Genomic DNA, 24,227 nt, shown 5'->3' with positions numbered 1-24,227 from the left:
TGTCGCCCAAGATGTGGGCGCGCAGGCGACGCCATTTCATCGGGTGATGGTGTGCTCCACCGTTCCCAATTGTCGCGGGCGGGCTTTAGCTTGCTGATCCCCTTGTAACTGGGATGTCCGAGTTGGCGATGAAAGCCATCGGCTATCCATGGGCAGCGATGATGGCATTGTGCCACTGTTTTGCCCGACGGATCAAGTTGATTTCGTAAAATCCGCAGTTGCTGGGTATCAAAACCATTGATATCGCTGTCGCCAGCTACTGTGCATGGGGTTGTTTTTCGATATTTTGTTGTGTGGCTCGCCGGGCCTGATCCCGGCTCGCTCTAGTGTCCACCTAGATAGGCCGTGATCAGCCGGGGGTCGTGGATGAGATCCTTGGCCGGACCTGACTGCACGACCTCGCCGGTCTCGAGCACATAGCCGTAGTCGGCTGTCTCAAGCGCGGCGCGGGCGTTCTGCTCGACCAGCAGGATCGACACGCCGAGATCGCGCAGGGACGCGATGGTGCGAAAGATCTCGCGCACGATCAGCGGCGCGAGGCCGAGGCTCGGCTCGTCCAGCATGAGCAGTTTCGGCTTGGCCATCAGCGCGCGGCCGAGCGCGAGCATCTGGCGCTCGCCGCCGGAGAGCGTGCCTGCCGCCTGGCGCTGCCGTTCCTTCAGCCGGGGGAAGCGATCATAGACCTCGTCCAGTGTCTTCTGGACGCCCGAGCGGTCGCGCAGGCTGTAGGAGCCGAGCAGGAGGTTGTCCGCGACCGTCATGTCGGAGAACAGCTCGCGCTTCTCCGGCACCAGGCACAGCCGGCGCTCGACGCGATCTTCGACCGACATCCTGCCGATGTCGTGACCCTGGAAGACCATGCGGCCACGCGAGGCCAGCAGGCCGATGGCCGCCATCAGCAGCGTGGTCTTGCCGGCACCGTTCGGGCCGATGACGGTGACGATCTGACCTTCCTCGACCGACAGCGACACGTTGCGGACCGCTTCGACATTGTCGTAGCAGACCGTCACATCCGTCATGGACAGCATCTCGCTCACGCGACGCCTCCGAGATAGGCTTCCTGGACCCGTTCGTCGCTGCGGATCGCGGCTGGCGCGCCTTCGCAGAGTTTTGAGCCGAAATCGAGCACCACGATGCGGTCGACCAGCGACATCACGAACTCCATGTCATGCTCGACGATCAGGATGGTCAGATGGTCTGCCCGCAGCGACCTGAGCAGCTCCGCGAGCCGCAGCTTCTCCTGGCGGCGAAGGCCGGCGGCGGGCTCGTCCAGCACCAGCAGCGCAGGGTCGGCGGCGAGCGCACGCGCGATCTCCAGAATGCGCTGGTTGCCGAGCGGCAGATTGCCCGCGAGCTCGAACGGCTTGTCGCCGAGCCCGACACGTTCGAGCTGCATCAGCGCCTCGTGCCGGGTACTGGCTTCCTCACGCCCGTTGAGGCGGAAGGCGCCGGCTAACAGGCCGGTGCTTGTGCGCGCATAGGTGCCGAGCATCACGTTTTCCAAAAGGCTCATGCGCGGCCTCAGCTTCACATGCTGGAAGGTCCTGGCGACGCCGGCCTTGGCGATGCGGGACTGCGCGTCATGCGTGATCGGGCGTCCCGCAAAGACGATCTCACCCTTGTTGACCCGGAGCGCCCCGGTCAGGCAGTTGAACATCGTGCTCTTGCCGGCGCCGTTGGGGCCGATGACGGCAAGGATTTCGCCGGCGCGGACTTCGAAGCTGACATTGTTGACGGCGACCAGGCCGCCGAACCGGCGCTCGGCGCCATCCACTTTCAGAAGCAGCTCCCCGGGCGTCGGTTGCGCGCGACGGGGCAGGGGCGGCGCCGGTTGAGGTCGCTCGCGCCTGGCCTTGGGCAGATAGCGCGCGACGAAGGGAACGATGCCCTGCCGGGCCCATTGCAGGAACAGGATGAACAGTGCGGAGAAGGCGACGATCTCGAGCTGGCCGGAGGCACCCTTGGCGATCAGCGGCAGATAATCCTGCACGCTGTTCTTGAGCAGCGTGACGACCGCGGCCCCCACGACGCCGCCGAGCAGGCTGCCGGCGCCGCCGACCATCGACATCATCAGATATTCGATGCCCATGCCGGCATCGAACGGACCCGGGCTGATGAAGCGGCTCATATGCGCATAGAGCCAGCCGGAGAGCGAGGCGAGGAAGGCCGCGATCACGAAGGTCACGAGCTTGATGCGGAAAGCGTTGATGCCGAGGCTCTCGACCAGCGTATTGCCGCCGCGGAGCACGCGCATGGCGCGGCCGAGCCGGGAGTCCAGCAGGTTGTAGCCGAGGAAAAGCACCGCGGCGACGATGCCCCAGATCAGGAAATAGATCTGGGCGCTCGTGACCAGCGCAATCGAACCGAAGCTGATCGGCGGGATCGACGAGATGCCGTTGAAGCGGCCGAGCCCCTCGACATTGCCGAACAGGAAGCCGATCGCAAGGCCCCAGGCGACGGTCGAGAGCGACAGGAAATGGCCCTGAAGTCGCAGGGTGACGACGCCGAGAACGGTTGCGACGCCGCAGGTCAGCACCACGCCGAACACGAGGCCGAGCCACGGGGAGTACCCGTTCAACGCGGAGACCCACGCGGTTGCATAGGCGGCGACGCCCACGAACGCCGCCTGACCGAACGACACGATGCCGCCGACGCCGGTCAGGAGTGCAAGACCGATGGCGACCAGCGAATAGATGCCGATATAGTTCATCAGCGTGATGCTGAACGGACTGAGCACGAAGGGAGCCACCGCGAGACACAGCACGGCGAGGACGGCGGCAAGCTGAATGTGGAGGCGCGTCATTCCTCGATCTCCTCCTCGGAATGCAGCGAGGCGAGGGATCGCCAGATCAGGATCGGGATCAGCAGCGAAAAGACGATGACGTCCTTGAGCGCGCTGCTCTCGAAGGAGGCAAAGCTTTCGAGGATGCCGACGCCGACGGCGCCGATCGCCGCACCGGGATAGCTGGTCATGCCGCCGACGATGGCGCCGACAAAGGCCTTGAGGCCGATCAGGAAGCCGGAATCGTAGAACACGGTGTTCACCGGAGCGATCAGGATGCCCGAGACGCCGGCCATCAGCGACCCCAGCAGATAGGCGATCGTGCCGGCGCGGGCGGGGCGTATTCCCATCAGCCGGGAGCCGGTCCGGTTCACGGCCGTGGCGCGCAGCGATTTTCCGACCAGCGTGAAGTCGAAGAAGAGGTAGAGGAGGCCGCTGAAAACGAGTGCCGCGATCACGATCAGCATGGTCTGGCCCGAGATCAGCACGCCCGCGAACTCGGTCGAGAGCGAGGTCAGCGGCTCGGTCCGAACCCCTTCGGGCCCGAAGAACAACAGGCCAAGGCCGACCAGCGCGAAATGCAGCGCCACGGACACCGTCAGCAACAGCAGCACGGTGCCGTCAGCGATGGGACGGAAGACGATCCGATCCAGAAGCGGGGAGATCGGCGTGATCAGCATCAGCGCCAGCACGAGCCTGACGGCAAGCGGCGGGTCCAGGCGCATGACAAGCCAGGCTGCACCGACCACGGCGAGCGGAAGCAGGAGATAGAAGGACAGCGCGCGGGGCAGCAGCCGGAGTTCGCCGGAGCGCACCAGCGAGATGATCTCGATCAGGGTCGCAAGACAGGCCAGGATCACGACCAGCGCTCCCGTGCCGGGAAAGCGCTTCGCGTCGAGGGCAGCCAACGTCAGCGCGGTGAAGGCCGCGATGTCGCCGAAGGGAATGAAGATGACCCGCGTCACCGTGAAGATCAGGACGGTCCCGATCGCCACCAGGGCGTAGACGGCCCCGGTGGCGATCCCGTCGATCGCGAGAATGGCTGCAATGTCGCTCGTCATTGAGACGTCGTTGCTCCCTGTGATGCCGGGGCCATTGATCCGGTTATGGCGCGTACTTCCAGGCGCCGCCGGTCAGGCGCACCACGACGAGCGAGCGCTCGTCGACACCGGTGACCGCACCGGGCTTGAAATTGTAGACGGCATGCACGCCCGGCAGCTCCTTGGTGCTGAGGATCGCGTCCCGCAGCGCGGTGCGGAATTCCGCCGTTCCGGGCTTGGCGGTCTTGAGCGCGCGCTCGGCAGCGTTGGCGAAAATCAGCCAGGCGTCGAAGGAATAGGCGGAGAAGCCGTCGGTGGTCGGGATGTTATGGGTCTTCTGGTAGACGCTGCGGAAATCCAGCGCGATCTTCTTGGCAAAGTGCTCGTCGGGAAGCTGCTCGGCGACGATCACGGGACCCGCGGAGACCTGAATGCCGTCGGCCGCCTTGCCGCCGACGTTGACGAAGTCCGGATTGACGAGTGCCACCGTGCCGTAGGTGTTGCCCTTGAAGCCCCGCTCGGCGAGCGTGAGGAGCGGCAGCGCGCCTTGCGTGCCCGAGCCGCCGTCCAGCACGGCGTCAGGACGTGCGGCCATCACCTTGAGGATCTGCGCGGTGACCGAGGTGTCGGTGCGGGCGTAGCGCTCGTTGGTCTGTATCTTGATGTCGCCGGCGGCTTCGGCGGCCTTGGCGCCGTTGTAGACGAGGTCGCCCCAGGCGTCAGAGAAGCCGACATAGCCGATGTTCTTCATGCCGTCGCGCTTCATGCGGTCGGCGACGATCTTGACGAGGAGAGAGGCCGGCTGCGGCACCGACACCACCCACTGCTCCGGCGTATCCGGCAGCTTGCCGATCGGCGAGACCGCGATCATCGGCACTTTCAGCTCGCTCGCCACCGCCGCCATGGCGATAGTCGAGGGCGCCGTGGCCGTGCCGATCAGGAGGTCCACCTTCTCTTCTTCCACCAGCTTGCGCGCATTGCGGGTCGCGGCCGACGGGTCGGAGCCGTCGTCGAGCTGGATCAGGCGAATGGTCTCGCCGTTGATGGTCTTCCTGTATTCATAGGCGGCATTGATGCCGCGCCCATAGGGGATTCCGATCGACGAGCCGTTGCCGCTCAGCGAGGTGACGAAGCCGATGGTGATGTCGGCCTGCGCAGCCGGCGCTGCGAAGAGTCCGGCGACAAGTGCGAGTAGGCTCAGAGTCTTGCGCATACGCGTTCTCCTCCGTTGGTGCTGGATAGGAATGCCTCGAAGCTGCCGTGCGGGGACCCCGAACGACGAATGAACCGATTGAAAGCATTGCTGCAGCGCCGAAATCCGGGCGCGACCGAAGAGGGTTTGCTCGGCCGGATCTTAGCGGCCATGGCGCTGGTTGCCGCTCGAATGACAGGCCCATCGGCAGATGCGGGCGGGAATTTCCTGAAGCAACGAAAGGCCGTTTGTCCGGCCGCGATGCGCGGCCGGCGATGCTGTTGCTGCCGGCTGTTCGAGCACGGCGACTGTCCACACGATCGAGTCTCTCAAAATCGGTGCCCTGCAACATCCACCGGTCCCTGGCCGGCGAGGAATTACTTAAAGCCTAAAGTATTGTTGGTGGAGCCGTCAACACGTGTCACGGCTCTGTCAGAAAAAATGTTGTTGCATACAATTTCGCCAGAGTGCGGCGCCTCAGTGCCGATCGAGCGTACAAAATGGCCGGGCTTCCCTTGCGGTGGCGGTCGCCGTCGGCGGCGACGCCGAGCGCATTTGACGCGTGAATTAGTTTATGATTGAAATATATTTATCGGCCGTCGACGACCGATCCTCCGATCACCGCCTGAGGAGAAGGACGATGCGCATCTTCTGGCAGAGCTTCGTTGATGCGAGCGTGAACGCGCCCTACATGGCGCGGCTGTCGGAATACCTCAACAACATTGCTGCATCGGGCACGACAGTTCACGTCGAGGGCATTTCGCCGCCCGACCGGGAGTTCGGACGGCTCGCGGAATTGCGCTGCGCCGTCCAGGCGATCGACAACGGCATCGCGGCGGAGGAGGGCGGGTTCGACGCCTTCGTGATGGGACATTTCCAGGATCCCGGACTCTACGAGTTGCGCTCGACGCTCGACATTCCCGTGATCGGGACCGGCGAGGCGACGTTGCTCGCGGCCTCTCAGCTCGGCCGGAGACTCGGCCTTGTGACGCTCGATCCCGTCTTCGAAGTCTGGCACTACGAGCAGGCCGAGCGTTATGGCCTCGGCGATCGCGTGGTCCACGTGACCGGTCTTGGCTGCAAGCCGGCGGATTTCGCCGATGCCTTTGACGGAGATCAGGCCGCGCAAGCCCGCATGATCAAGGACTTTGTCGCCTGCGCACGCCCGCTGATCGAGCACGGCGCCGACGTCGTGATCCCCGCCGGTGTACTGCCGGGCCTTCTGATCGGAAGGGAGCATGGCCTGAAAGTCGGGCACGCGCCGGTGGTCAATTGCGCGGCGGTGGCGCTGAAAAGTGCCGAGATGTGGGTGCAGCTCCGGCAGCTCAATGGCACCGAGCCCAGCCGCGGGCCGAGCTTCAAGCGGGCCAGCGCCCAGGCGCGCGACGATTTCCGCGCACTGCTTGCTCGCAACAGCCGCTAGGACTGGAGAGTGAATGATGATGACTCCCGAAAAGATCCTGTACGAGACCGAGGTGACGGCGATCGGCGGCCGGGACGGCAAGGCCGCCAGCGCCGACGGCCTGTTGTCGGTATCGCTGTCCGTGCCGAAATCGCTGGGCGGTCCCGGGGGCGAAGGCACCAACCCCGAACAGCTCTTTGCGGCCGGCTACGCCGCGTGCTTTCTCGGTGCGGTCAAGCTCGTCGCGCGCACCCGGAAGGTCGTCCCATCCGCTGAGCCGTCAGTGACCGCGAAGGTTGCGATGGGTCCGGTTCCAATCGGATATGCGCTCGCCGTCGAACTGAAGGTCAATCTGCCCGGTGTCGAGAGGTCGGTGGCCGAGGAGGTCGTCGCGGGCGCGCACGAGCGCTGTCCCTATTCGAATGCAACCCGCGGCAATATTGCCGTGAAGCTGACGGTCATCTGAGACAATGAACGAGGCGGGCGGTTGGTGACCAATACTTTGCGCACACCGTACGACGGCGTCGTGATTGCGGCGCCCGTCACGATTCCCTATGTGCGCTACTCCATCGAGAGTGCACAGTGGTGGATCGGGCGGGCACTGAGCACGCTCGTTGCGCAGGCGGGCATCAAGGCTTCCGACATCGACGGTCTGTGCGTCTCCAGCTTCACCATGGGCACCGACAGCGGGATCGGGCTGACGCAGCATTTCGGGCTCTGCGTGCGATGGCTGGATACGATTCCGCTCGGTGGCGCCAGCGCCATCGCAGGCTTGCGAAAAGCGGCGCGCGCGGTTCAGGCGCGCGACGCCGACATCGTGGCGTGCATCGCCGGCGATACCAACCACGTCGATTCCTTCCGGCTGACGCTGGAGAACTTCTCGCGCTTCAACCAGGATGCCGTCTATCCCTATGGCGCCGGTGGCGCCAATGCGAGCTTCGCGCTGATCGCCCGCAACTACATGCGGGCCTTTGGCGTCACGCGTGAGGATGTCGGCAGGATCGCCGTCGCCCAGCGCGCCAATGCCCTGCGCAACCCGCATGCGCTGATGAAGACGCCAATGACGATGGAGCAGTATCTGGCGGCCCGGCCGATCTCGGATCCCATCCATCTCTTCGATTGCGTGATGCCATGCGCCGGCGCCGAGGCCTTCCTGGTGATGCGAGACGAGACCGCGGCTTCGCTCGGGCTGACAGCAGCACGGCTGCTTTCGACGATCGAGCGGCACAATGCCTTTGCCGACGATCCGATGCAGGTTCGCGGCGGCTGGGCAATGGACGTCGGCGAGCTCTATGCGATGGCCGGCGTGAAGCCTGACGATCTCGATATCGTGCAGACCTATGACGATTACCCCGTCATCACGATGATGCAGTTCGAGGATCTCGGCTTCTGCAACAAGGGGGAGGGGGCCGAGTTCGTGCGCCAGCGCGATCTCACCATCGACGGCGACTTTCCGCACAACACGTCGGGCGGACAGCTCTCGGCCGGACAGGCCGGCGCCGCCGGCGCCTATCTCGGTCTCGTCGAGGGACTTCGACAGGTTCTGGGGACTGCAGGCCCCACGCAGGTCGGGAACGCGAGCGTCGCCTTGGCCTCGGGGTTCGGTATGATCAACTATGACCGTGGTCTCGCCTCGGGCGCCGCGATCTTTGCAGGGCCGTCGCGATGATAGAGCCGATCAAGCCGCCCCGGCGCAAGAACCCGCTGCTGCGGACGCGGCTGCCTGCTTCGCCGCCGCGACCGCGCAGCAGGACGTCGCATGGGTTTACGCGGGCAGCCGCCGAGGGCCGCTTCATGCTGCAACGCTGTGACGCTTGCGGTTCTTTTGCTTATCCGGCGCGGGAGGCCTGTCCGTCTTGCCTGTCGGCCGGCCTCGCATTCGTCGACGCGCCGCGCCGGGGCATGCTTCTTTGCGAGACCACTGCGCGCGTGCCGAGCGATGTCTATTTCCGCGAGCGGGCGCCCTGGCGCATCGGCCTCGTGAAGATGGATTGCGGTCCGACGATTGTGACGCACCTCCATGCCGACTGCGTGGAGGGGGCACCGGTCCGCATGTCGTTTCAACTCGACAAGAGCGGCCAGGCAGTGGCCTTTGCCCATCCCGAGGGGGAGACTCCCAACATGGCAGACGACAAGCAATGGCGGGAAATGACGGCCGATCCGAAATTCCGGCGCGTGCTGGTGACCAACGGTCGGAGCGTGATCGGTCAGGAGGCCGTCGCCGCCTTGAAGGCCGCAGGCGCCAAGACGGTGTTCGTCGGGGTTGCCGAACCGTGGCGGCCTTTCGCCGGCGAGCAGCTGCTGCGCGGCCATGACGGAATCGAGATCGTGACCCTTGACGCCGCCGACGAGAAATCTGCGGCCGATCTCGCGGCCGACATCGGCGGCAAGGTCGATATCCTCGTCAACACGACGGAATATGTGCGGCCGGGCGGCCTGCTCGACCGCAGGGGCACGAGCATCGCGCGCGACGAGATCGACCAGGCCTATCTCGGCTTCATCAACCTCGCACAGGCCTTTGGCCCCGCCATGCGGATGCGCGGTGCCGATGGCATCAACAACAGTGCCGCGTGGGTCAACATTCTCTCGGTCTATGCGCTGGCGAACTGGCCTGCCTTTGGCGCCTACTCGGCCTCGCAAGCGGCGTGCCTGTCGCTCTCGCACTGCCTCCGCGCCGAGCTGCGGCCCGGCGGCGTCAGGGTGATGAATCTGTTCACCGGGCCCGTCGACACCGAGTGGTTCCAGACCGTACCGCCGCCGAAGGTCGCGCCGCGCGCAATCGCGCAGGCGATCGTGTCGGGTCTCAAAGGCGGGCTCGAGGAGATGTATGTCGGAGATGTCGCCGAAGAGATCCGGCAACGTCTCGCGGCCAATCCAAAAGCGCTCGAGCGCGAGCTCGACAGGTGACATCGGGATTTCAACCAAGCCGGAGGACGTGACGATGCAGAGCAACAATCTCCTGGAGCTGGCGGGTGCGGTTTCTTCCGGCGCGGTGCGCGTCGTCGATCTCACATTTACGCTCAGTCCGGATTTTCCGGTCATCGTGCTGCCGCCGGAGTTCGGCCAGGCCGCGCCGGTCCGCATCCAGGAAATCTCGCGTTATGATGGTCGCGGTCCGGCCTGGTACTGGAACAACGTCACGTTCGGCGAACACACCGGCACGCATTTCGACGCACCGATCCACTGGTTCACGGGCAAGAACCTGCCGAACAATGCCGTCGACACGATGCCGACCAAGGACATGATCGCGCCGGCCTGCGTGATCGACTGCTCCGCGCAGGCGGCGCAGGATCCCGATTTCCTGCTGACGGTCCCGCGCTCGTCGAGGCCTGGGAAGCAAAGCACGGCCGGATCCCCGAGCGGAACTGGGTGCTGCTCAGGACCGACTGGTCGAAGAAGGGCTGGCGCGACTACTCCAATCTCAGGGATGACGGCGCACATACGCCCGGCCCCAACGCGGCCGTCATGAAGTGGCTGGTGGAGGAGCGCGGCGTCATCGGGTTCGGCACCGAGACCATCGGTACAGATGCGGGCCAGGCCGGTCATTTCGAGCCGCCTTATCCAGCGCATCATTTCCTGCACGGCGCCGGACGCTACGGCCTGCAATGCCTGTGCAACCTGGATCAGCTTCCACCCACCGGGGCGGTCATCGTGGCCTCGCCGCTGAAGATCCAGAACGGCTCCGGCAGTCCGCTTCGCGTCATCGCGCTGGTTGCGTCAGCCTGAATCCAATCCATGGCGCTTGCCAATCGGAACAGACATCCTCACGAAAGACAGGTGCCATGAACTTGATCAAGAGCCTGCTGGCTTCCACCGCATTGCTTCTCGCCGTCCCGCAACTTGCGCAGGCCGAGATCCTCGTCGGCTTCGTCACCGGCCTCAGCGGGCCGGTATCCTCGATCGGCATCCCGAATGCGAAGGGCATCGCCGCGGGAGGGGCCTATGTCGGTGAGATCGGCGGCGAGAAGGTCCGCGTCATCCAACTCGACGACGCTTCCGATGCCACCGCCTCGGCGCGCAACGCGCGCAAGCTCGTCGAGCAGGAGAAGGTCGATATCCTGATCGGAACGTCGGGTGCGCCGCAGACCCTGGCGATGGCGACCGCCGCGATCGAGATGAAAGTGCCGATGATCGCGGTATCGCCGATCGCGCCGGTGCCGCCGGGCGACGGCGGCCCCTGGGTCGTCCAGACGCCGCAACCGACGCCGCTTCTCGTGCAAGGCATCGTCGACCACATGAAGGCGAAGGGCCTGAAGACGGTCGCCTTCATCGGCTTCTCCGATGCGTTCGGCGACCTCATGTACAACTCGCTCGAGCAGAGTGTGAAGACGACCGACATCAAGATCATTGCCAACGAACGCTACGCCAGATCGGATTCTTCGGTGACGGCTCAGGTGCTGCGCGCACTCGCCGCACGTCCCGACGCCATCATGCTCGGCGGCACTGGAACGCCCGGCGCGCTGCCGGTCATCGCCTTGTCCGAGCGCGGATATAAAGGGCCGCTATACGGCAATCATGGGCTGATCAGCGCCGATTTCCTGCGTCTCGCCGGCAAGGCCGCCAACGGCATCATCTGCCCGACTGGACCCGTGACCGCGGCGGAGCAGCTCCCGTCCGGCAATCCGATCCAGAAGGTGGCCCTGGATTTCCGCTCTGCCTTCGAGAAGGCGAACGGCGAGGCGCCGACGGATTCATTCTCGTCCTATTCCTTCGACGGCTGGCTCGTCTTCGCCGATGCCGCCAAACGCGCGATGGCAACCGGTGCCAAGCCCGGCACGCCGGAATTCCGCACCGCGCTTCGTCAGGCGCTGTTCACGACCAAGGAGGTCGTCGGGACGCAGGGCGTCTACACCTATACGCCGGCGGATCGGCATGGCGTCGACGATCGCTCGCGCGTCATGGTCCAGATTGAGAACGGAAAATACAAGCTGTTGCCCTGAGACGGGAGCATGATCGTGACGGAGAACGCGCCGGTGAACGTCAGCGACGCGGTCGGCCGGGAGAACGTGACGCCGGCCTGGGCGTGTGCAGTGACGTCGTTTCCGCCGTCGGACCGCATCCTCTCAACGATCCTCACCCGGCAGGCCGAGCGCTACGGCGAGCGCGTGCTGCTCGTCGCTGGTGAGACGCGCTGGAGCTTTGCGCAGACCGCGGCGATCGCGGCCGCGTCGGCTCAGACGCTCGTGGATGCCGGGATTAGGCCGGGCGATCGGGTTGCGTTGATGTGTTCGAACCGTCCGGAGTTCCTGCAGGTCTATCTCGGCTGCGCGTGGCTTGGTGCCATCGCGGTCCCGATCAATACCGCGCTGCGCGGCTTCCAGCTCTCCCACATCTTCCGCAACTCGCGTCCCGCGCTCCTCGTCGTCGAGGCTCAGTTCGTCGACGCGATCGAGAGTGTCGAGGCGGGTGTCGACCTGCCACCTCGCACCTGGATCGTCGGAGCTGCCGCCGGTGCAGTCGACGCCAGGCTTTCCGCGGTACCGTTGCCGGCGCTGGGAGCCGCGGCCCCGGCGGGTGCCGTGCGTCCCGGCGACACCGTTGCGATCCTCTACACGTCGGGCACGACCGGGCCAGCGAAGGGCGTGTGCTGTCCGCAGGCGCAGCTGTTCTGGTGGGGCATTTATTCGGCGCGGGCACTTGGCATCCGCGAGGGCGATGTACTGTTCACGACACTGCCGCTGTTCCACACCAACGCGCTCAATGCATTCTATCAGGCGCTCCTGAACGGCTGCACCTACGTGCTGGAGCCGAAATTCTCCGCGTCCGGATTCTGGGCGGCCGCGCAACGGCACAATGCGACGGTCGGCTATCTGCTCGGCGCGATGGCGTCGATGCTGCTGGCGCAGCCGAAGAATGCGAACGACAAGGCGCATCGTCTTCGCGTTGCGCTTGGCGGCGGCGTGCCGCCGCAAATCCACGGTCCGTTCCTCGAGCGGTTTGGCGTGCCGCTGGTTGACGGCTACGGGTCGACCGAGACCAACTTCGTGTTCGCGGGCACGATCCCGTCGGATCGTCCGGGAACGATGGGCTATCTGGCCGACGGAATCGAGGCGCGGATCGTCGATGAGAATGATTCAGCGCTTCCTGACGGGCAGGCCGGCGAACTCGTGCTTCGCGCCGGAGAACCCTTTGCTTTCGCCACCGGCTATTTCGGCATGCCGGAGAAGACGGTCGAGGCCTGGCGAAATCTGTGGTTCCATTCGGGCGATCGGGTCGTTCGAGATGCTGACGGACACTACCGCTTCATCGATCGCATGAAGGATTCGATCCGCAGGCGTGGCGAGAACGTATCCTCATGGGAGGTCGAGCAGACCATCCAGTCCCATCCCGCGGTCGCCGCCTGCGCGATCTACCCGCTGCCGTCGGAGCTGGGCGAGGACGAGGTTGCGGCTGCGATCCTGCTCGAGCCGGGCCAATCGCTGGAGCCCATCGACATCGTCAGGCATTGCGAAGGGCAGATCGCCTATTTCGCCATCCCGCGCTATGTGCGCATTCTGAGCCAGATACCGTTGACTGAGAACGGCAAGATCAAGAAGGGCGTGCTGCGCGAGGCGGGCATCACCACGGATACTTGGGATCGCGAGGCGGCCGGAGTGAAGGTGCGGCGCTGACTGTCGGTCCGCTCAAGGTTTTTGCAGGGCGTCCCTGACGGCCCCCTTGAGGTCGTCGAGCTCGCCGATCAATCCGTCGAACCGGTCGGCCGGGAAATCCGCCAGCAGCTCGGCAAGCCACGCGCCGTGGCTCTTGGCCATCCGTCTGAAGGTCTTGCGGCCTTCGACCGTCATGCAGACAATCTGCACGCGGCGGTCGAGGTTCGAGGGCGTGCGCGTGATGTATCCGTCCTCGACCAGGCGGTCCACGATCGGCGTGAGGTTCCCGGCCGAGACCATCAGGCGCTTGGGCAATTCTCCCAGCACAAGCCCGCTCGGTTCGCGGTCGAGCTGGGCCAGAACATCGAAGCGGGGCATCGTGAAATCGAACTCTTCGCGAAACCGGCGCCGCAACTCGCCTTCGATCAGGGTCGTGCAGGCGAGCAGCCGGAGCCAGACCCGCGTTTGAGCCCTGTACTCGGCGTCCTGATCCGCCCCATTCTTTGAAACAGGCGTGGACTCCTTCGCGAGTGCCAATCGAATCTCCCGGGCTTGGTGGCCTGACGAAAGCCGGCGCAGCTGTCGTGGTCATTGGCAAGATAGTTCGTGCCAAAAGTAAATTCAAGGCTGCGCCCGAGCGGCTCGGAGTCGGCGCTGCCGTGTGTCCAATTTACACTGAATCTCCAGATCGACGCCGCGGAGACCAGCCCGTGGGCCGGGTCTTTGCAGAACCGCCTTGACAAGACGCGCGCCGAGGAAATATTTTATGCTTAAAATAATTTGGGTGAAAGCTCGGCACACGGCGCGACGCGCGAAAGCGAGGGATCATGCGCATAGTCTGTATCGGCGGCGGCCCGGCCGGTCTCTATCTGGGCCTGCTGATGAAGCGCCGGCACCCGGAGCATGTCATCACGGTCGTCGAGCGCAACAAGCCCTACGATACGTTCGGCTGGGGCGTCGTGTTCTCGGATGCCATGATGTCCGCGATGCGCCTTGCCGACCCCGAGAGCGCGGCCGAGATCGAGGACGCCTTCAATCACTGGGACGACATCGAGCTCGTCTTCAAGGGGACGCGCCAGCGCACGACGGGCCATGGCTTCATCGGTATCGGGCGCAAGCATCTGCTCAATATTCTTCAGCGGCGCTGTGAAGCGCTGGGTGTCGAGCTCGTCTTCGAGCGCGAGGTCGAATCCGATCTCGAATACCCCGACGCCGACCTGATCGTCGCCTGTGACGGCGTCAATTCCAGGATCCGCGCTCGCTATGCCGAGCAGTTCCAGCCCGACATGGTGATCCGGCCCAACCGCTTCATCTGGCTCGGCACCAAGAAGGCGTTCGACGCCTTTACATTTGATTTTCAGAAGACCGAGCACGGCTGGTTCCAGGCGCACATCTACAAGTTTGATGCGGAGACCTCGACCTTCATCGTTGAGACCACGGAAGAAGCCTACAACGCCCACGGGCTTGGCGAGCTCGATCAGCAGGCCTCGATCGAGTTCTGCGAAAAAATCTTCGCCGAGACTCTCGACGGCGCGAAGCTCCTGACCAATGCGCGCCATCTGCGCGGCTCGGCCTGGCTCAATTTCAGCCGCCTGATCTGCGGCAAATGGAGCGTGTTCAACGGCAAGTCTCATGTCGTGCTGATGGGGGACGCCGCGCATACCGCGCATTTCGCGATCGGCTCGGGCACCAAGCTCGCGCTCGACGACGCCATCGAGCTTGCCAACCAGTTCGATCGCCATGGTCACGGTCGCGCCGGCATCGAAACCGTGCTGGACGCGTACGAGGAGGTGCGCCGCGTCGACGTGGCGCGCATCCAGAATGCGGCGCGCAACGCCATGGAATGGTTCGAGGTGGTCGGCCACCGCTATGCCGATACGCTCGAGCCGCCGCAGTTCTTCTATTCGATGCTGACGCGCTCGCAGCGCATCAGCCACGAAAACCTTCGCCTGCGCGACCGCTCCTGGCTGGAAGGCTTTGAGCGCTGGTTCGCCGAACGCTCAGGGATCGCGGTCAAGGACGGCGAGCGGGTGCCGCCACCGATGCTGACGCCACACCGCGTGCGCGGCCTTTCGCTTGCGAACCGCATCATGGTTTCGCCGATGGCGATGTATTCGGCACAGGACGGACTCATCGACGACTTCCACATCGCCCATCTCGGCGCGCGCGCCATGGGCGGCGCCGCGCTGGTCTTCGCTGAGATGACCTGCGTCTCGCCCGATGCGCGGATCACGCCGGGCTGCCTCGGGCTCTGGAACGATGCGCAGGCGGCGCAGTGGCGCCGCTTGGTCGAACTCGTCCATGGCGTCGGGCATGCCAAGGTGGGGATTCAGCTCGGCCACGCCGGCCGCAAGGGTGCGACCAGGGTGCCCTGGGAAGGGATCGATCAACCCCTTGAATCCGGCGAATGGCCCCTGATCTCCGCGTCGGCCTTGCCGTATCTGCCGCACAGCCAGATGCCGCGGACGATGGACCGCAGCGACATGGACCGCGTGCGTGACGATTTTGTCGCGGCAACAGGTCGTGCCGCTGCCGCCGGCGTCGAGTGGCTCGAACTCCATTGCGCGCACGGTTATCTGCTGTCGAGCTTCCTCTCGCCGCTGACCAACCGGCGCACGGACGAATACGGCGGCAGCCATGAAAACCGCGCGCGCTTTCCGCTGGAGGTGTTCAAGGCGATGCGCGCGGTGTGGCCGTCCGACCGGCCGATGTCGGTGCGCCTGTCCTGCCATGATTGGACCGACGGCGGTAACATTCCGGCCGATGCGGCGGTCTTCGCTGCGATGTTCAAGGAGGCCGGGGCGGACCTGATCGATTGTTCGTCGGGGCAGGTCTGGAAGGACGAGCGGCCGATCTATGGACGCCTGTTCCAGACGCCGTTCGCCGACCTGATCCGCAACGAGGTCGGCATTGAGACCATCGCAGTCGGTGCGATCTCCGAGGCCGATCACGCCAATTCGATTCTCGCGGCCGGCCGCGCGGACCTCTGCGCCATCGCGCGGCCGCATCTCGCCGACCCGGCCTGGACGCTGCACGAAGCCGCGCGCATCGGCATCACCAAGGTCGAGTGGCCGAAGCAGTATCTGTCCGCCAAGGGACAATATGAAACCAATCTGGCGCGCGCGGCGGCAGCTAGCGCGCAATGAGCGGAGGAGGGATCAGATGAGCTCCACGGCGAAAGTGATCCGGCGCGAATGGCTCGACTGGCCGTTTTTCGAGCCGCGCCATCATGCGGTCGGCGAGGCGCTCGATCGCTTCGTGCAGTCGGGGGCTCTCGACACAATCGATCACAATGATGTCGATGTCGCCTGCCGCAAGCTGGTGCGCGCGATGGGCGAGGCGGGGGTGCTCGATTGCGCCGTAGCGGCGCCCGACGGCGATGCGACGACGATCGATTCCCGCTCGATCTGCCTGTCGCGGGAGTCGCTTGCCTATGCCGATGGCCTCGCCGATTTCGCCTTCGCCATGCAGGGGCTCGGCTCCGGCGCGATCGCGCTCGGCGGCTCGGCGGACCTGCGCAAGGCCGTGCTGCCGAAAGTTCGCGCCGGCGAATGGCTGGCGGCCTTCGCGCTGTCCGAGAAGGAGGCAGGATCGGACGTCGCGGCGATGTCTTGCACGGCGCGGGCCGACGGCAATGACTACGTCATCGATGGCGAGAAGACCTGGATCTCCAACGGCGGTATTGCAGACGTCTACACGCTGTTTGCGCGAACGGGCGAGGCGCCGGGTGCCCGCGGCATCTCGGCCTTTGTCGTATTCCCGGATGATCCCGGCTTCGGCATCGCCGACCGCATCGACGTCATCGCGCCGCATCCGCTGGCGACGCTGCGCTTCACCAATTGCCGGATTCCGGCGAGCCGTCGCCTCGGCGCGCCGGGCGGTGGGTTCAAGCTCGCGATGCAGACCCTCGATATCTTCCGGGCGTCTGTCGCAGCCGCAGCCCTCGGCTTTGCCCGTCGTGCACTGGACGAAGCGCTGTCGCATGCGCGCAGCCGGCACATGTTCGGTGCGACGCTGGGAGATCTCCAGCTGACCCAGGCCGCGCTCGGCGACATGGCGACGGAGACTGACGCCGCCGCGCTCCTGACCTACCGCGCGGCCTGGCGACGCGACGTCCAGAAGCTTCCGACGACGCGCGAAGCTGCCATGGCGAAGCTGACGGCAACCGAGACCGCGCAGCGTGTCATCGACCGCGCCGTCCAGATGTTCGGCGGCCGCGGCGTGCGCAAGGGTGAGATCGTCGAAAGCCTCTACCGCGAAATCCGCGCGCTGCGCATCTACGAGGGCGCGACCGAGGTCCAGAAACTGATTGTCGCGCGCGATCTCCTGAAGCCGCGCTGAGAGGATTGAGAACTCCGCATGAGTACGATGATGAAATCAGAAGCCGCCGCGACGAGCGGCCTGCAAGTGCTTCAGCCCGGTGGCTGGCCGCAGCCGAAGGGATATGCCAACGGCATCATGGCCGATGGACGTCTCGTTGTGACGGGTGGTGTCGTCGGCTGGGATATCGCAGGTCGGTTCGCCGACGGGTTTGTCGCGCAGGTTCGGCAGACGCTCGAAAACATCGTTGCGATCCTGGCGGAAGGCGGCGCCCGGCCGGACCATCTTGTGCGCCTGACATGGTATGTCGTCGACATGGATGAATACACCACGAATCTGAAGGCGCTCGGCAAGGCCTACCGCGAGGTGGTCGGCACCCATTACCCCAGTATGGCGCTCGTGCAGGTGGTGCGCCTCGTCGAGCCATCGGCGCGCGTCGAGATCGAAGCGACTGCCGTCGTCCCGCGCTGACGAGGGCGTGCGCGAAGGTGCTGCCGCCCGTCGCGCGGGCTCATGGGCCGCTACGCGACCGGAATGAACGCATATCCTTTCGCGTCTTCGACCACTCTGCCGATGCCTGGTCGACCTAAATGAGTGCCGGCCAGCCACGTCTGCGCATTTGCTGCGTCCCGGAGCAACCTGATCCGGGTAGCCCTCGCCACGGCTTCGTCATCGTCATAGGCCCAGGTAAGCTCGGGACGGGCAAACTGTGCGACGGGAACGTGGATAAGGTCGCCGCAGAACAAGACATCGTCCTCGTCAGTGTTGAGGAGATAACCCATATGGCCCCGAGCGTGCCCAGGTATATCCACCGCCAGTAAATGATCGGCCAGCCGATCTCCACCGTTAACGGGGGCAAGGAGCGAACGAAACTGCTCCAGCACTGGCTCGGCAAGAAACTCCTCGACGGCGTCTGCCCCTATCACGATCTTCCTCAGGCCGTTAAACGCGCGTCGACCGTCGGGCATCAGGAGACCATTGACGTGGTCGCCATGAGCATGAGTGAGGGCGATCATCGTGATCGATGACGTGTCGATGCCTGCCTCCGCCATCGCCTCCGCGAGGTGACCCATGGACGGGTCCCAACTCGCGCCCGCTCCACAATCGATCAAGACGCGATCCATGCCAGAGCGATCGAATAGGAAGCAGTTGACCGATAATCGAACCAGCGAAGCGTCCCGCTGAGGCGGTTCGGTCTGCCTGCCTACTTTGTCGTTTGGATATTTGAGGGATTCGGCGGGCAGGTCGACATATCCATCAGAGAGTGACCAAATCCTCCATGATCCCGAAGCGCAGCCCAAGGTGTTGGCGCTTTGTGACAGAGCTTTCACGGACAACCTGACAAGCGTTTGATTCACTTTCTCAAAACGGTACCGAAACCGTCAGAGTTTCGAAGTCATCACTTTCTGAGCGATCTTCCAGGTTCCGTCGACCTTCAAGCACGACAGCATGTCGGTGAAGTAGCGCGGCGGAATTTGCAATTTCAGCGTCAGAAGCGCGAGCTCTCCTTCAACGTCAATCGAGAGGATCTGATCCTGGCGCTCCAGGCCCTGTTGCTTCGGAGCTTTCAAATTACGGACAGCTGCCAGCCACGTCGCAATTGGCGTCACGCTCACGTTGCCATCGTCGCCGACCTTGGTCACGGAACTCGAGGGATGAAATATAGACGCGAATTTGTCAGCATCCATTTCATAGGCACTGTCGAAATAGGTCTGCGCCAGGGAGCGCAAGGCACGAGCATCGGTATCCATAGGCCTGTTATCCATCAGCTTGGGAATGGGAAGAAGCTGCGCGTGGCTGGAAAGCGTGGTCTCCGGCCGAAACCTGCAGAAGGTTGCCTCCAGTCTTCCTTGCTGACCGAACCTAGGACAAAGTAGCTTATGAGGATAGGCGTGCTGGACAACTTGGGCTTATGAGGAATATTCATAAACCATGAGAAACGAACTGAACGAACTCGCTACGTTTGCAATCGTCGCCAGAGAACGGAGCTTTACGCGGGCTGCGGCAAAGATCGGTGTGTCTCAGTCTGCCCTGAGCCACACAATCCGGGGACTTGAGCAACGGCTCGAGCTGCAGCTTCTTGCTCGAACGACCAAGAGCGTCGCACCAACCGCCGCAGGCGCAGCTCTTTTGAAAGAATTGTCTCCGGCACTTGAGCAGATTGCTCGTGCCATCAACGAGGCCCGAAACGTTCGGCACCGGCCGGCAGGCCGCCTTCGGATTGTCATGTCCCGGTCGGCTGCCGTGATGGTATTGTTGCCGCGGCTCACGGCATTCGCGGAAGCTTACCCCGACATCGTTCTTGACGTTGTTACCGTCACTGGCCCCGTCGACCTCGTTGCGGGTGAGTTCGACGCCGGTATTCAACTTGGCGAGTACATTCAGAAAGACATGATCGCGGTGCGGGTCACCCAGGAGTTGAGATTGGCGGTGGTCGGATCGCCCGGCTATTTTTCATCACGAAGCATTCCCCGGAAACCCAAGGATCTAAATGACCATCGATGCATAAGCCTGCGTCTTCCGGGCGGTCCATACAGGTGGGAATTCGAGAAGGGACGGAAGGCGGTCACGGTCGGCGTGAATGGCCCGCTCATCATCGATGATACCCACCTGGTGATTCAGGCGGCACTCGCTGGCGCCGGCCTGGGGCTCGCATTTGAAGAGCAGGTCGCAGAGCATGTTGCGAAACGTCGCCTTATCCGTGTGCTGGAAGATTGGACGCCGCCAATTCCCGGCTTCTTCATGTATTACCCCAGTCGTCAGCATCAGCCGGCTGCGCTGTCTGCATTGACGAACGTGCTGCGAGCCTCTTAACCACAATTCGACGCGACGAACTGTATGGTGGCACCGTCGCTGAAATCGAATCCGAACGCCATCAGGGCCCGCGTGGGTCGCGATGCAGCAGTCGACAATCCGTCGAGCGTTCAACGCCGGGATGTCCGGAAGCCACCCAGACCCGACCGCCGATGGCGACGACGACCGTCGTGCTCTTTCAGGAGGCTTGCCTCGGGCTTTTGCGGTGGCTTAGGTACCGAACGGCCAATTTGATGAAATTGCGCACGACCATCGACGTCTCATCCTCTCGGAACACCAAAAACACATCGGCCGAGGGTGGTGAGGGTCTGATGGGCCGGAATACAATGTCGGCTGTCGTGAAGCGCGCAATGGACTGCGGCACCAGTGCCACGCCGAAGCCCGCCACGATCAGGCTCGGAATCGACTGGGCGTCGACGACCTGCTGGGATACCCGCGGCAAAAAGCCGGCATCGACACAGCATTTCTGGATGTAGCGTGCGAACTCCGAGCTATTGGGGTCGAGGACGATGTGATCCTCCGATGCTAGTTCGCTAAGCGCAACGCGCTTGCGCCCGGCCAACGGGTGCGCGTGCGGCAGTGCGAGGACCACCTCTTCCCGCCAAGCAAGCTTGCTGGTCAGGCCGTGTTCGGTCGGAACGCTGCGAATAAGACAAATGTTGGTCGTGCGGTTGAGGAGTGCTGCGATCTGCAATGCAGGCGCCTGCTCATGCACCGTGGTTTTCACCGATGGAGCAACCTTTCGGTAGGCGGCAAGCAGTTCCGCCAGCCGACCGCGCAAGATGGAGCCGGTCGCACCAACGTCAAGCGTGCCGATAAGGCCGGCGCCGATCGACTGAACTTCGTCTTCCGCGAGCTTGATCTGCTGGAGAATGGCGCGACCTCTGCCCAGCAGGGCTTCACCGGCCTTAGTCAGTTCGACCCTTCGGCTGGTCCTGTGGAGAAGCTGCGTCTTGAGCTCGGCCTCCAGCGTCTGGATGTGCTGGCTCAGCGGTGGTTGGGAAAGGTTCAGTCGCCGAGCGGCGAGGGTGAAGCTGCGCTCTTCGGCGACGGCGATGAAATATCGGAGCTGGCGGAGATCCATTTGGAAAACCTATCAATCGTGTCGTTCTATATATTGGACTTGAGATCCGCGATGGTCAACGAATGCCCGACGGAGCCCTCTGCGAGCCGGGCGCGGTCCGCGATCACGGGCAAGCGCGCTCCATTGTGCGTACGACGACACGTCACCATCAAACAACAAGATAGGCGGAGGCCTGAAGGCCCACCAAGCCGCGTCAGTCGAAGACCAGCCAAGCGAGGAAAAGCCGTGCCCAAGATCTTCAAGTCACTCTTCTTCCAGGTCGTCATTGCGCTCATGCTGGGCATCGCCCTCGGCATGGCTAATCCCGACCTCGCCCTTCAGATGAAGCCGCTCGGCGACGGCTTCATCAAGCTGATCAAGATGCTGGTGCCTGTGATCGTGTTCTGCGTCGTCGTGCACGGTATCGCCGCGGCGGGAGACCTGTCGAAGGTTGGAAGGGTCGGCATCCGCTCTCTCCTGTATTTCGAGATCGTCACCACCGTCGCACTGGTGTTCGGCATTGGGCTTGCCTACTATTTCGAGCCGGGCGCAGGAATGAACATCGACCCGAAGACGCTCGACGCCAAGGCCCTTAGCGGGTTCAGCCAAACCGCGGCTCAGGTCGCGGGAGGCGGCGTCTCCGAATTCCTGATGAAGCTCATCCCCTCGACGATTGTGGGGGCCTTCAGCTCCGGCGACGTCCTGCAGGTGCTGATCGTCTCGATCATGTTCGGCTGCGCCGTGTCCTTGTGCGGCGAGCGAGCGAAGCCGGTCGTCGAGTTCATCGAGCGCGTGAACGAGATCATCTTCAAGATGATGAATTTCGTCGTCCGGCTCGCGCCGATCGGCGTCTTCGGTGCCATCGCCTTCACGGTCGGGAAGTACGGTGTTGGTTCGCTCAAGCAACTCGGCGGGCTCGTCGGCCTGTTCTATCTGGCCGTGGTCCTGTTTGTGATCGTGGTGCTCGGCGCGATCATGCGACTGTCCGGCTTCAGCCTGTTCAAGTTGCTCGCCTACTTGCGCGAAGAGTTGATGATCGTTCTCGGCACCGCCGCAGGTGACAGCGTTCTGCCGCAAACCATGCGAAAGCTCGAGCAGCTCGGCATCAAGCGGTCGACGGTTGGTCTCGTTATACCGACCGGATACTCGTTCAATCTGGACGCGTTCTCCATCTACTTGACGCTGGCCGCAGTCTTCATCGCACAGGCGACCAACACGCCGCTTGCGACAGGCGATCTCCTCGCCATCCTTGGCATCGCGTTGCTCACCTCGAAGGGCGCGCACGGCGTTCCGGGCTCGGCCATCGTCGTGCTCGCCGCGACGCTTGCCGCTATCCCGGCCATTCCGGCGATTGGCCTTGTGCTCATCCTGTCGGTCGACTGGTTCATCGGCATTGCCCGCGCCCTCGGCAATTATGTCGGAAACTGCGTTGCCACCGTCGTCGTCGCGTCCTGGGAAGGCGACATCGACAGGGCAAAGGCGCATCGTATCCTGAACGGCGAGATTGATCCCTCAAGTGAGGGGCTGGTCGATGCCGTCGGCGGAGATGAGCCCGTCCCGAGTGCACAGACGGCGTGAAACGCGAGTGTTGGTTGGAATATGGCGATGCTGACGCTTTCGATTGAGCGTCTAACGAGGAAGGCATTTGCGCCGTTTGGCGAGGTCGTCGATACGGATGGGTTGACGCCCCTGCCGATCAACGAAGGCTTTGCCCGGCGCTTCAACGATCTCGCCACGATCGACGTCACCGCGGAAGGCGGACAGATCAACATCAGTTGGTTTGTCGCCTCCACCCGGCCTGCGCCGATCGCGATCCGGCTGATGGAGCGCCATCCGCTTGGAAGTCAATTGTTCATGCCCTTGAACCGCAAGGACTGGCTGATCGTCGTCTGCACGGATCCGCATATCGCCTCGACCTATCGGGCCTTCGCTGCAACGGGATACCAGGGCGTAAACTATGCCCGCAACTGCTGGCACCATCCGCTGCTTGTTCTGGAAGACTCCAGTCCGTTCTTCGTCGTCGACCGGAAGGGCGGGGGCGACAATCTTGAGGAATATTGGCTGGAAGAGATGGTGCAGCTCGATTTTGCGCCGGACAGCATTCTCGGGAAATGACGTGCGGCAAGCAGAGCCGCGCAATGACATACCACACGGGAAACCTATCGGAGGCCACGACCATGCGATCGCAAACCTATCACGTGCCGCAGGGCGGCCATCCGGCCCAGACGGAGCTCTTGAGCGGCCGGGCGGTCTTCACGAACGCATATGCGGTCATACCCGGCGGTGTGCAGCGCGATATCGTCGTCAGCCATCTGCCGCATTGGGATAACACGCGTGTCTGGGTGCTGGCGCGACCGCTCTCCGGATTCGCCGAGACATTTTCCCATTATCTTATGGAGGTGGCACCGGGTGGGGGAAGTGAGCTGCCGGAGCCGGACAAGGATGCCGAAGGCGCGCTGTTCGTCGCGGGTGGCAAATTGAGCCTCGAGGTGGCGGACAAGGAGCGGGAGCTGCGACCCGGGGGCTTTGCCTATCTTCCACCCGGCCGCGGCTGGAGCATTCGCAATCGCAGCTCGAGCCCCGCTCATTTTCATTGGATCCGCAAGCTATATCAGGGCGTACCGGGGCTTGCTCACCCCGACGTCATCGTGACCAACGAGGACTCGGTCGCACCGACGCTAATGCCAGATACGGATGGGAGATGGAGGACCACACGCTTCATCGATCCGGCCGATATCCGATATGACATGCACATCAATATTGTCACGTTCGAGCCGGGCGCATCTATTCCCTTCACAGAGACCCATGTCATGGAGCACGGTCTTTACGTTTTGGAGGGCAAGGCCGTCTACCGGCTCAACCAGGACTGGGTCGAGGTCGAGGCAGGAGATTTTATGTGGCTGCGGGCGTTCTGTCCGCAGGCGTGCTACGCCGGGGGCCCAGGTCGGTTCCGTTATCTCCTCTATAAGGATGTCAACCGGCACATGGATCTGCGGCCCTTCACGGCAGCGTAAGTTGGAGGCG

General features: G+C 63.7%; 21 protein-coding genes and 1 pseudogene. 14 read left to right on the top strand and 8 right to left on the bottom strand.

The window, feature by feature from the left end; all coding sequences use genetic code 11:
• Nucleotides 1–323: 323 nt before the first annotated feature.
• Genes ACVJ5M_RS32200 through ACVJ5M_RS32185 form a run of 4 tightly spaced genes read right to left on the bottom strand, consistent with a single transcriptional unit; the run spans nucleotide 324 to nucleotide 5,035 of the window.
• Nucleotides 324–1,037: an ABC transporter ATP-binding protein gene (locus ACVJ5M_RS32200; protein WP_014496276.1), complete on the bottom strand. Its 714-nt coding sequence runs from the start codon at nucleotides 1,035–1,037 to the stop codon at nucleotides 324–326.
• Nucleotides 1,034–2,803 (bottom strand): branched-chain amino acid ABC transporter ATP-binding protein/permease, encoded by a 1,770-nt coding sequence (locus tag ACVJ5M_RS32195; RefSeq protein WP_231144535.1) that lies wholly within the window; start codon nucleotides 2,801–2,803, stop codon nucleotides 1,034–1,036. The genes ACVJ5M_RS32200 and ACVJ5M_RS32195 overlap by 4 nt, the downstream gene beginning before the upstream one ends.
• Nucleotides 2,800–3,843, bottom strand: a complete 1,044-nt coding sequence (locus ACVJ5M_RS32190; RefSeq protein ID WP_014496274.1) for a branched-chain amino acid ABC transporter permease — start codon at nucleotides 3,841–3,843, stop codon at nucleotides 2,800–2,802. Before ACVJ5M_RS32190 ends, ACVJ5M_RS32195 begins: the two co-directional genes overlap by 4 nt.
• A 43-nt stretch (nucleotides 3,844–3,886) precedes the next feature.
• Nucleotides 3,887–5,035, bottom strand: coding sequence for an ABC transporter substrate-binding protein (locus ACVJ5M_RS32185; RefSeq protein WP_063984213.1), 1,149 nt, complete (start codon nucleotides 5,033–5,035; stop codon nucleotides 3,887–3,889).
• A 619-nt stretch (nucleotides 5,036–5,654) separates the two neighbouring features.
• Here ACVJ5M_RS32185 and ACVJ5M_RS32180 point away from each other — a divergent pair.
• From ACVJ5M_RS32180 to ACVJ5M_RS32150, 7 genes and pseudogenes are all read left to right on the top strand, one after another.
• Complete coding sequence (locus tag ACVJ5M_RS32180) at nucleotides 5,655–6,437, top strand: aspartate/glutamate racemase family protein (protein ID WP_063984212.1); 783 nt, start codon at nucleotides 5,655–5,657, stop codon at nucleotides 6,435–6,437.
• A gap of 16 nt (nucleotides 6,438–6,453) precedes the next feature.
• Nucleotides 6,454–6,882 carry an Ohr family peroxiredoxin gene (locus ACVJ5M_RS32175; RefSeq protein WP_187388084.1) on the top strand — a complete coding sequence of 143 codons (429 nt, stop codon included), beginning with the start codon at nucleotides 6,454–6,456 and terminating at the stop codon, nucleotides 6,880–6,882.
• A 24-nt stretch (nucleotides 6,883–6,906) separates the two neighbouring features.
• Nucleotides 6,907–8,085, top strand: a complete 1,179-nt coding sequence (locus ACVJ5M_RS32170; protein ID WP_354099058.1) for a thiolase family protein — start codon at nucleotides 6,907–6,909, stop codon at nucleotides 8,083–8,085.
• Nucleotides 8,082–9,323, top strand: coding sequence for an SDR family NAD(P)-dependent oxidoreductase (locus ACVJ5M_RS32165; protein WP_084795214.1), 1,242 nt, complete (start codon nucleotides 8,082–8,084; stop codon nucleotides 9,321–9,323). The genes ACVJ5M_RS32170 and ACVJ5M_RS32165 overlap by 4 nt, the downstream gene beginning before the upstream one ends.
• Before the next feature lie 34 nt (nucleotides 9,324–9,357).
• Nucleotides 9,358–10,142, top strand: a pseudogene (locus tag ACVJ5M_RS32160) (cyclase family protein).
• Nucleotides 10,143–10,198: 56 nt separating this feature from the next.
• Nucleotides 10,199–11,356 carry an ABC transporter substrate-binding protein gene (locus tag ACVJ5M_RS32155; RefSeq protein ID WP_063984210.1) on the top strand — a complete coding sequence of 386 codons (1,158 nt, stop codon included), beginning with the start codon at nucleotides 10,199–10,201 and terminating at the stop codon, nucleotides 11,354–11,356.
• Nucleotides 11,357–11,365: 9 nt separating this feature from the next.
• Nucleotides 11,366–13,027: an ATP-dependent acyl-CoA ligase gene (locus ACVJ5M_RS32150; protein ID WP_063984209.1), complete on the top strand. Its 1,662-nt coding sequence runs from the start codon at nucleotides 11,366–11,368 to the stop codon at nucleotides 13,025–13,027.
• Between the two features lie 12 nt (nucleotides 13,028–13,039).
• Here the strand turns inward: ACVJ5M_RS32150 and ACVJ5M_RS32145 are convergent, their stop codons facing one another.
• Entirely contained in the window at nucleotides 13,040–13,543 is a 504-nt protein-coding gene (locus ACVJ5M_RS32145; RefSeq protein ID WP_028149405.1) for a MarR family winged helix-turn-helix transcriptional regulator, read from the bottom strand.
• 290 nt (nucleotides 13,544–13,833) lie between these two features.
• On the opposite strand from ACVJ5M_RS32145, the gene ACVJ5M_RS32140 reads away from it, so the two are divergent.
• From ACVJ5M_RS32140 to ACVJ5M_RS32130, 3 genes are read left to right on the top strand one after another with little or no spacing between them, the layout of a single operon-like run.
• Entirely contained in the window at nucleotides 13,834–16,152 is a 2,319-nt protein-coding gene (locus ACVJ5M_RS32140) for a bifunctional salicylyl-CoA 5-hydroxylase/oxidoreductase (RefSeq protein WP_063984208.1), read from the top strand.
• Between the two features lie 16 nt (nucleotides 16,153–16,168).
• Complete coding sequence (locus ACVJ5M_RS32135; protein WP_063984207.1) at nucleotides 16,169–17,347, top strand: acyl-CoA dehydrogenase family protein; 1,179 nt, start codon at nucleotides 16,169–16,171, stop codon at nucleotides 17,345–17,347.
• A gap of 18 nt (nucleotides 17,348–17,365) precedes the next feature.
• The gene (locus tag ACVJ5M_RS32130) at nucleotides 17,366–17,797 is read left to right on the top strand and encodes a RidA family protein (RefSeq protein ID WP_063984206.1); all 432 of its coding nucleotides are present in this window, start codon (nucleotides 17,366–17,368) and stop codon (nucleotides 17,795–17,797) included.
• Between the two features lie 50 nt (nucleotides 17,798–17,847).
• Here ACVJ5M_RS32130 and ACVJ5M_RS32125 read toward each other — a convergent pair whose 3' ends face one another.
• Both ACVJ5M_RS32125 and ACVJ5M_RS32120 read right to left on the bottom strand, forming a co-directional pair.
• Nucleotides 17,848–18,657 (bottom strand): MBL fold metallo-hydrolase, encoded by an 810-nt coding sequence (locus ACVJ5M_RS32125; protein ID WP_063986502.1) that lies wholly within the window; start codon nucleotides 18,655–18,657, stop codon nucleotides 17,848–17,850.
• Nucleotides 18,658–18,708: 51 nt separating this feature from the next.
• Nucleotides 18,709–19,077, bottom strand: a complete 369-nt coding sequence (locus ACVJ5M_RS32120; protein WP_354099061.1) for a nuclear transport factor 2 family protein — start codon at nucleotides 19,075–19,077, stop codon at nucleotides 18,709–18,711.
• Between the two features lie 181 nt (nucleotides 19,078–19,258).
• Here ACVJ5M_RS32120 and ACVJ5M_RS32115 point away from each other — a divergent pair, with 181 nt between their 5' ends.
• A complete protein-coding gene (locus tag ACVJ5M_RS32115; RefSeq protein ID WP_063984204.1) occupies nucleotides 19,259–20,140 on the top strand; it encodes a LysR substrate-binding domain-containing protein in 882 nt (293 codons plus the stop codon).
• Nucleotides 20,141–20,318: 178 nt separating this feature from the next.
• On the opposite strand, the gene ACVJ5M_RS32110 is transcribed toward ACVJ5M_RS32115, so the two are convergent.
• The gene (locus ACVJ5M_RS32110; protein WP_063984203.1) at nucleotides 20,319–21,224 is read right to left on the bottom strand and encodes a LysR substrate-binding domain-containing protein; all 906 of its coding nucleotides are present in this window, start codon (nucleotides 21,222–21,224) and stop codon (nucleotides 20,319–20,321) included.
• Nucleotides 21,225–21,449: 225 nt separating this feature from the next.
• Between ACVJ5M_RS32110 and ACVJ5M_RS32105 the strand changes: the two genes are divergently transcribed.
• The 3 genes from ACVJ5M_RS32105 to ACVJ5M_RS32095 all read left to right on the top strand — a co-directional run bounded on the left by ACVJ5M_RS32105 (nucleotide 21,450) and on the right by ACVJ5M_RS32095 (nucleotide 24,217).
• A complete protein-coding gene (locus ACVJ5M_RS32105; protein ID WP_063984202.1) occupies nucleotides 21,450–22,781 on the top strand; it encodes a C4-dicarboxylate transporter DctA in 1,332 nt (443 codons plus the stop codon).
• Nucleotides 22,782–22,808: 27 nt separating this feature from the next.
• Entirely contained in the window at nucleotides 22,809–23,318 is a 510-nt protein-coding gene (locus tag ACVJ5M_RS32100; RefSeq protein WP_063986501.1) for an ureidoglycolate lyase, read from the top strand.
• A gap of 62 nt (nucleotides 23,319–23,380) precedes the next feature.
• Entirely contained in the window at nucleotides 23,381–24,217 is an 837-nt protein-coding gene (locus ACVJ5M_RS32095) for a bifunctional allantoicase/(S)-ureidoglycine aminohydrolase (protein ID WP_063986500.1), read from the top strand.
• Nucleotides 24,218–24,227: the final 10 nt, after the last annotated feature.

This window comes from Bradyrhizobium sp. S3.7.6, from assembly GCF_054061875.1.
The sequence above is the reverse complement of the archived record's forward strand: the minus strand, read 5'-3'. Positions and strand labels throughout refer to the sequence as shown.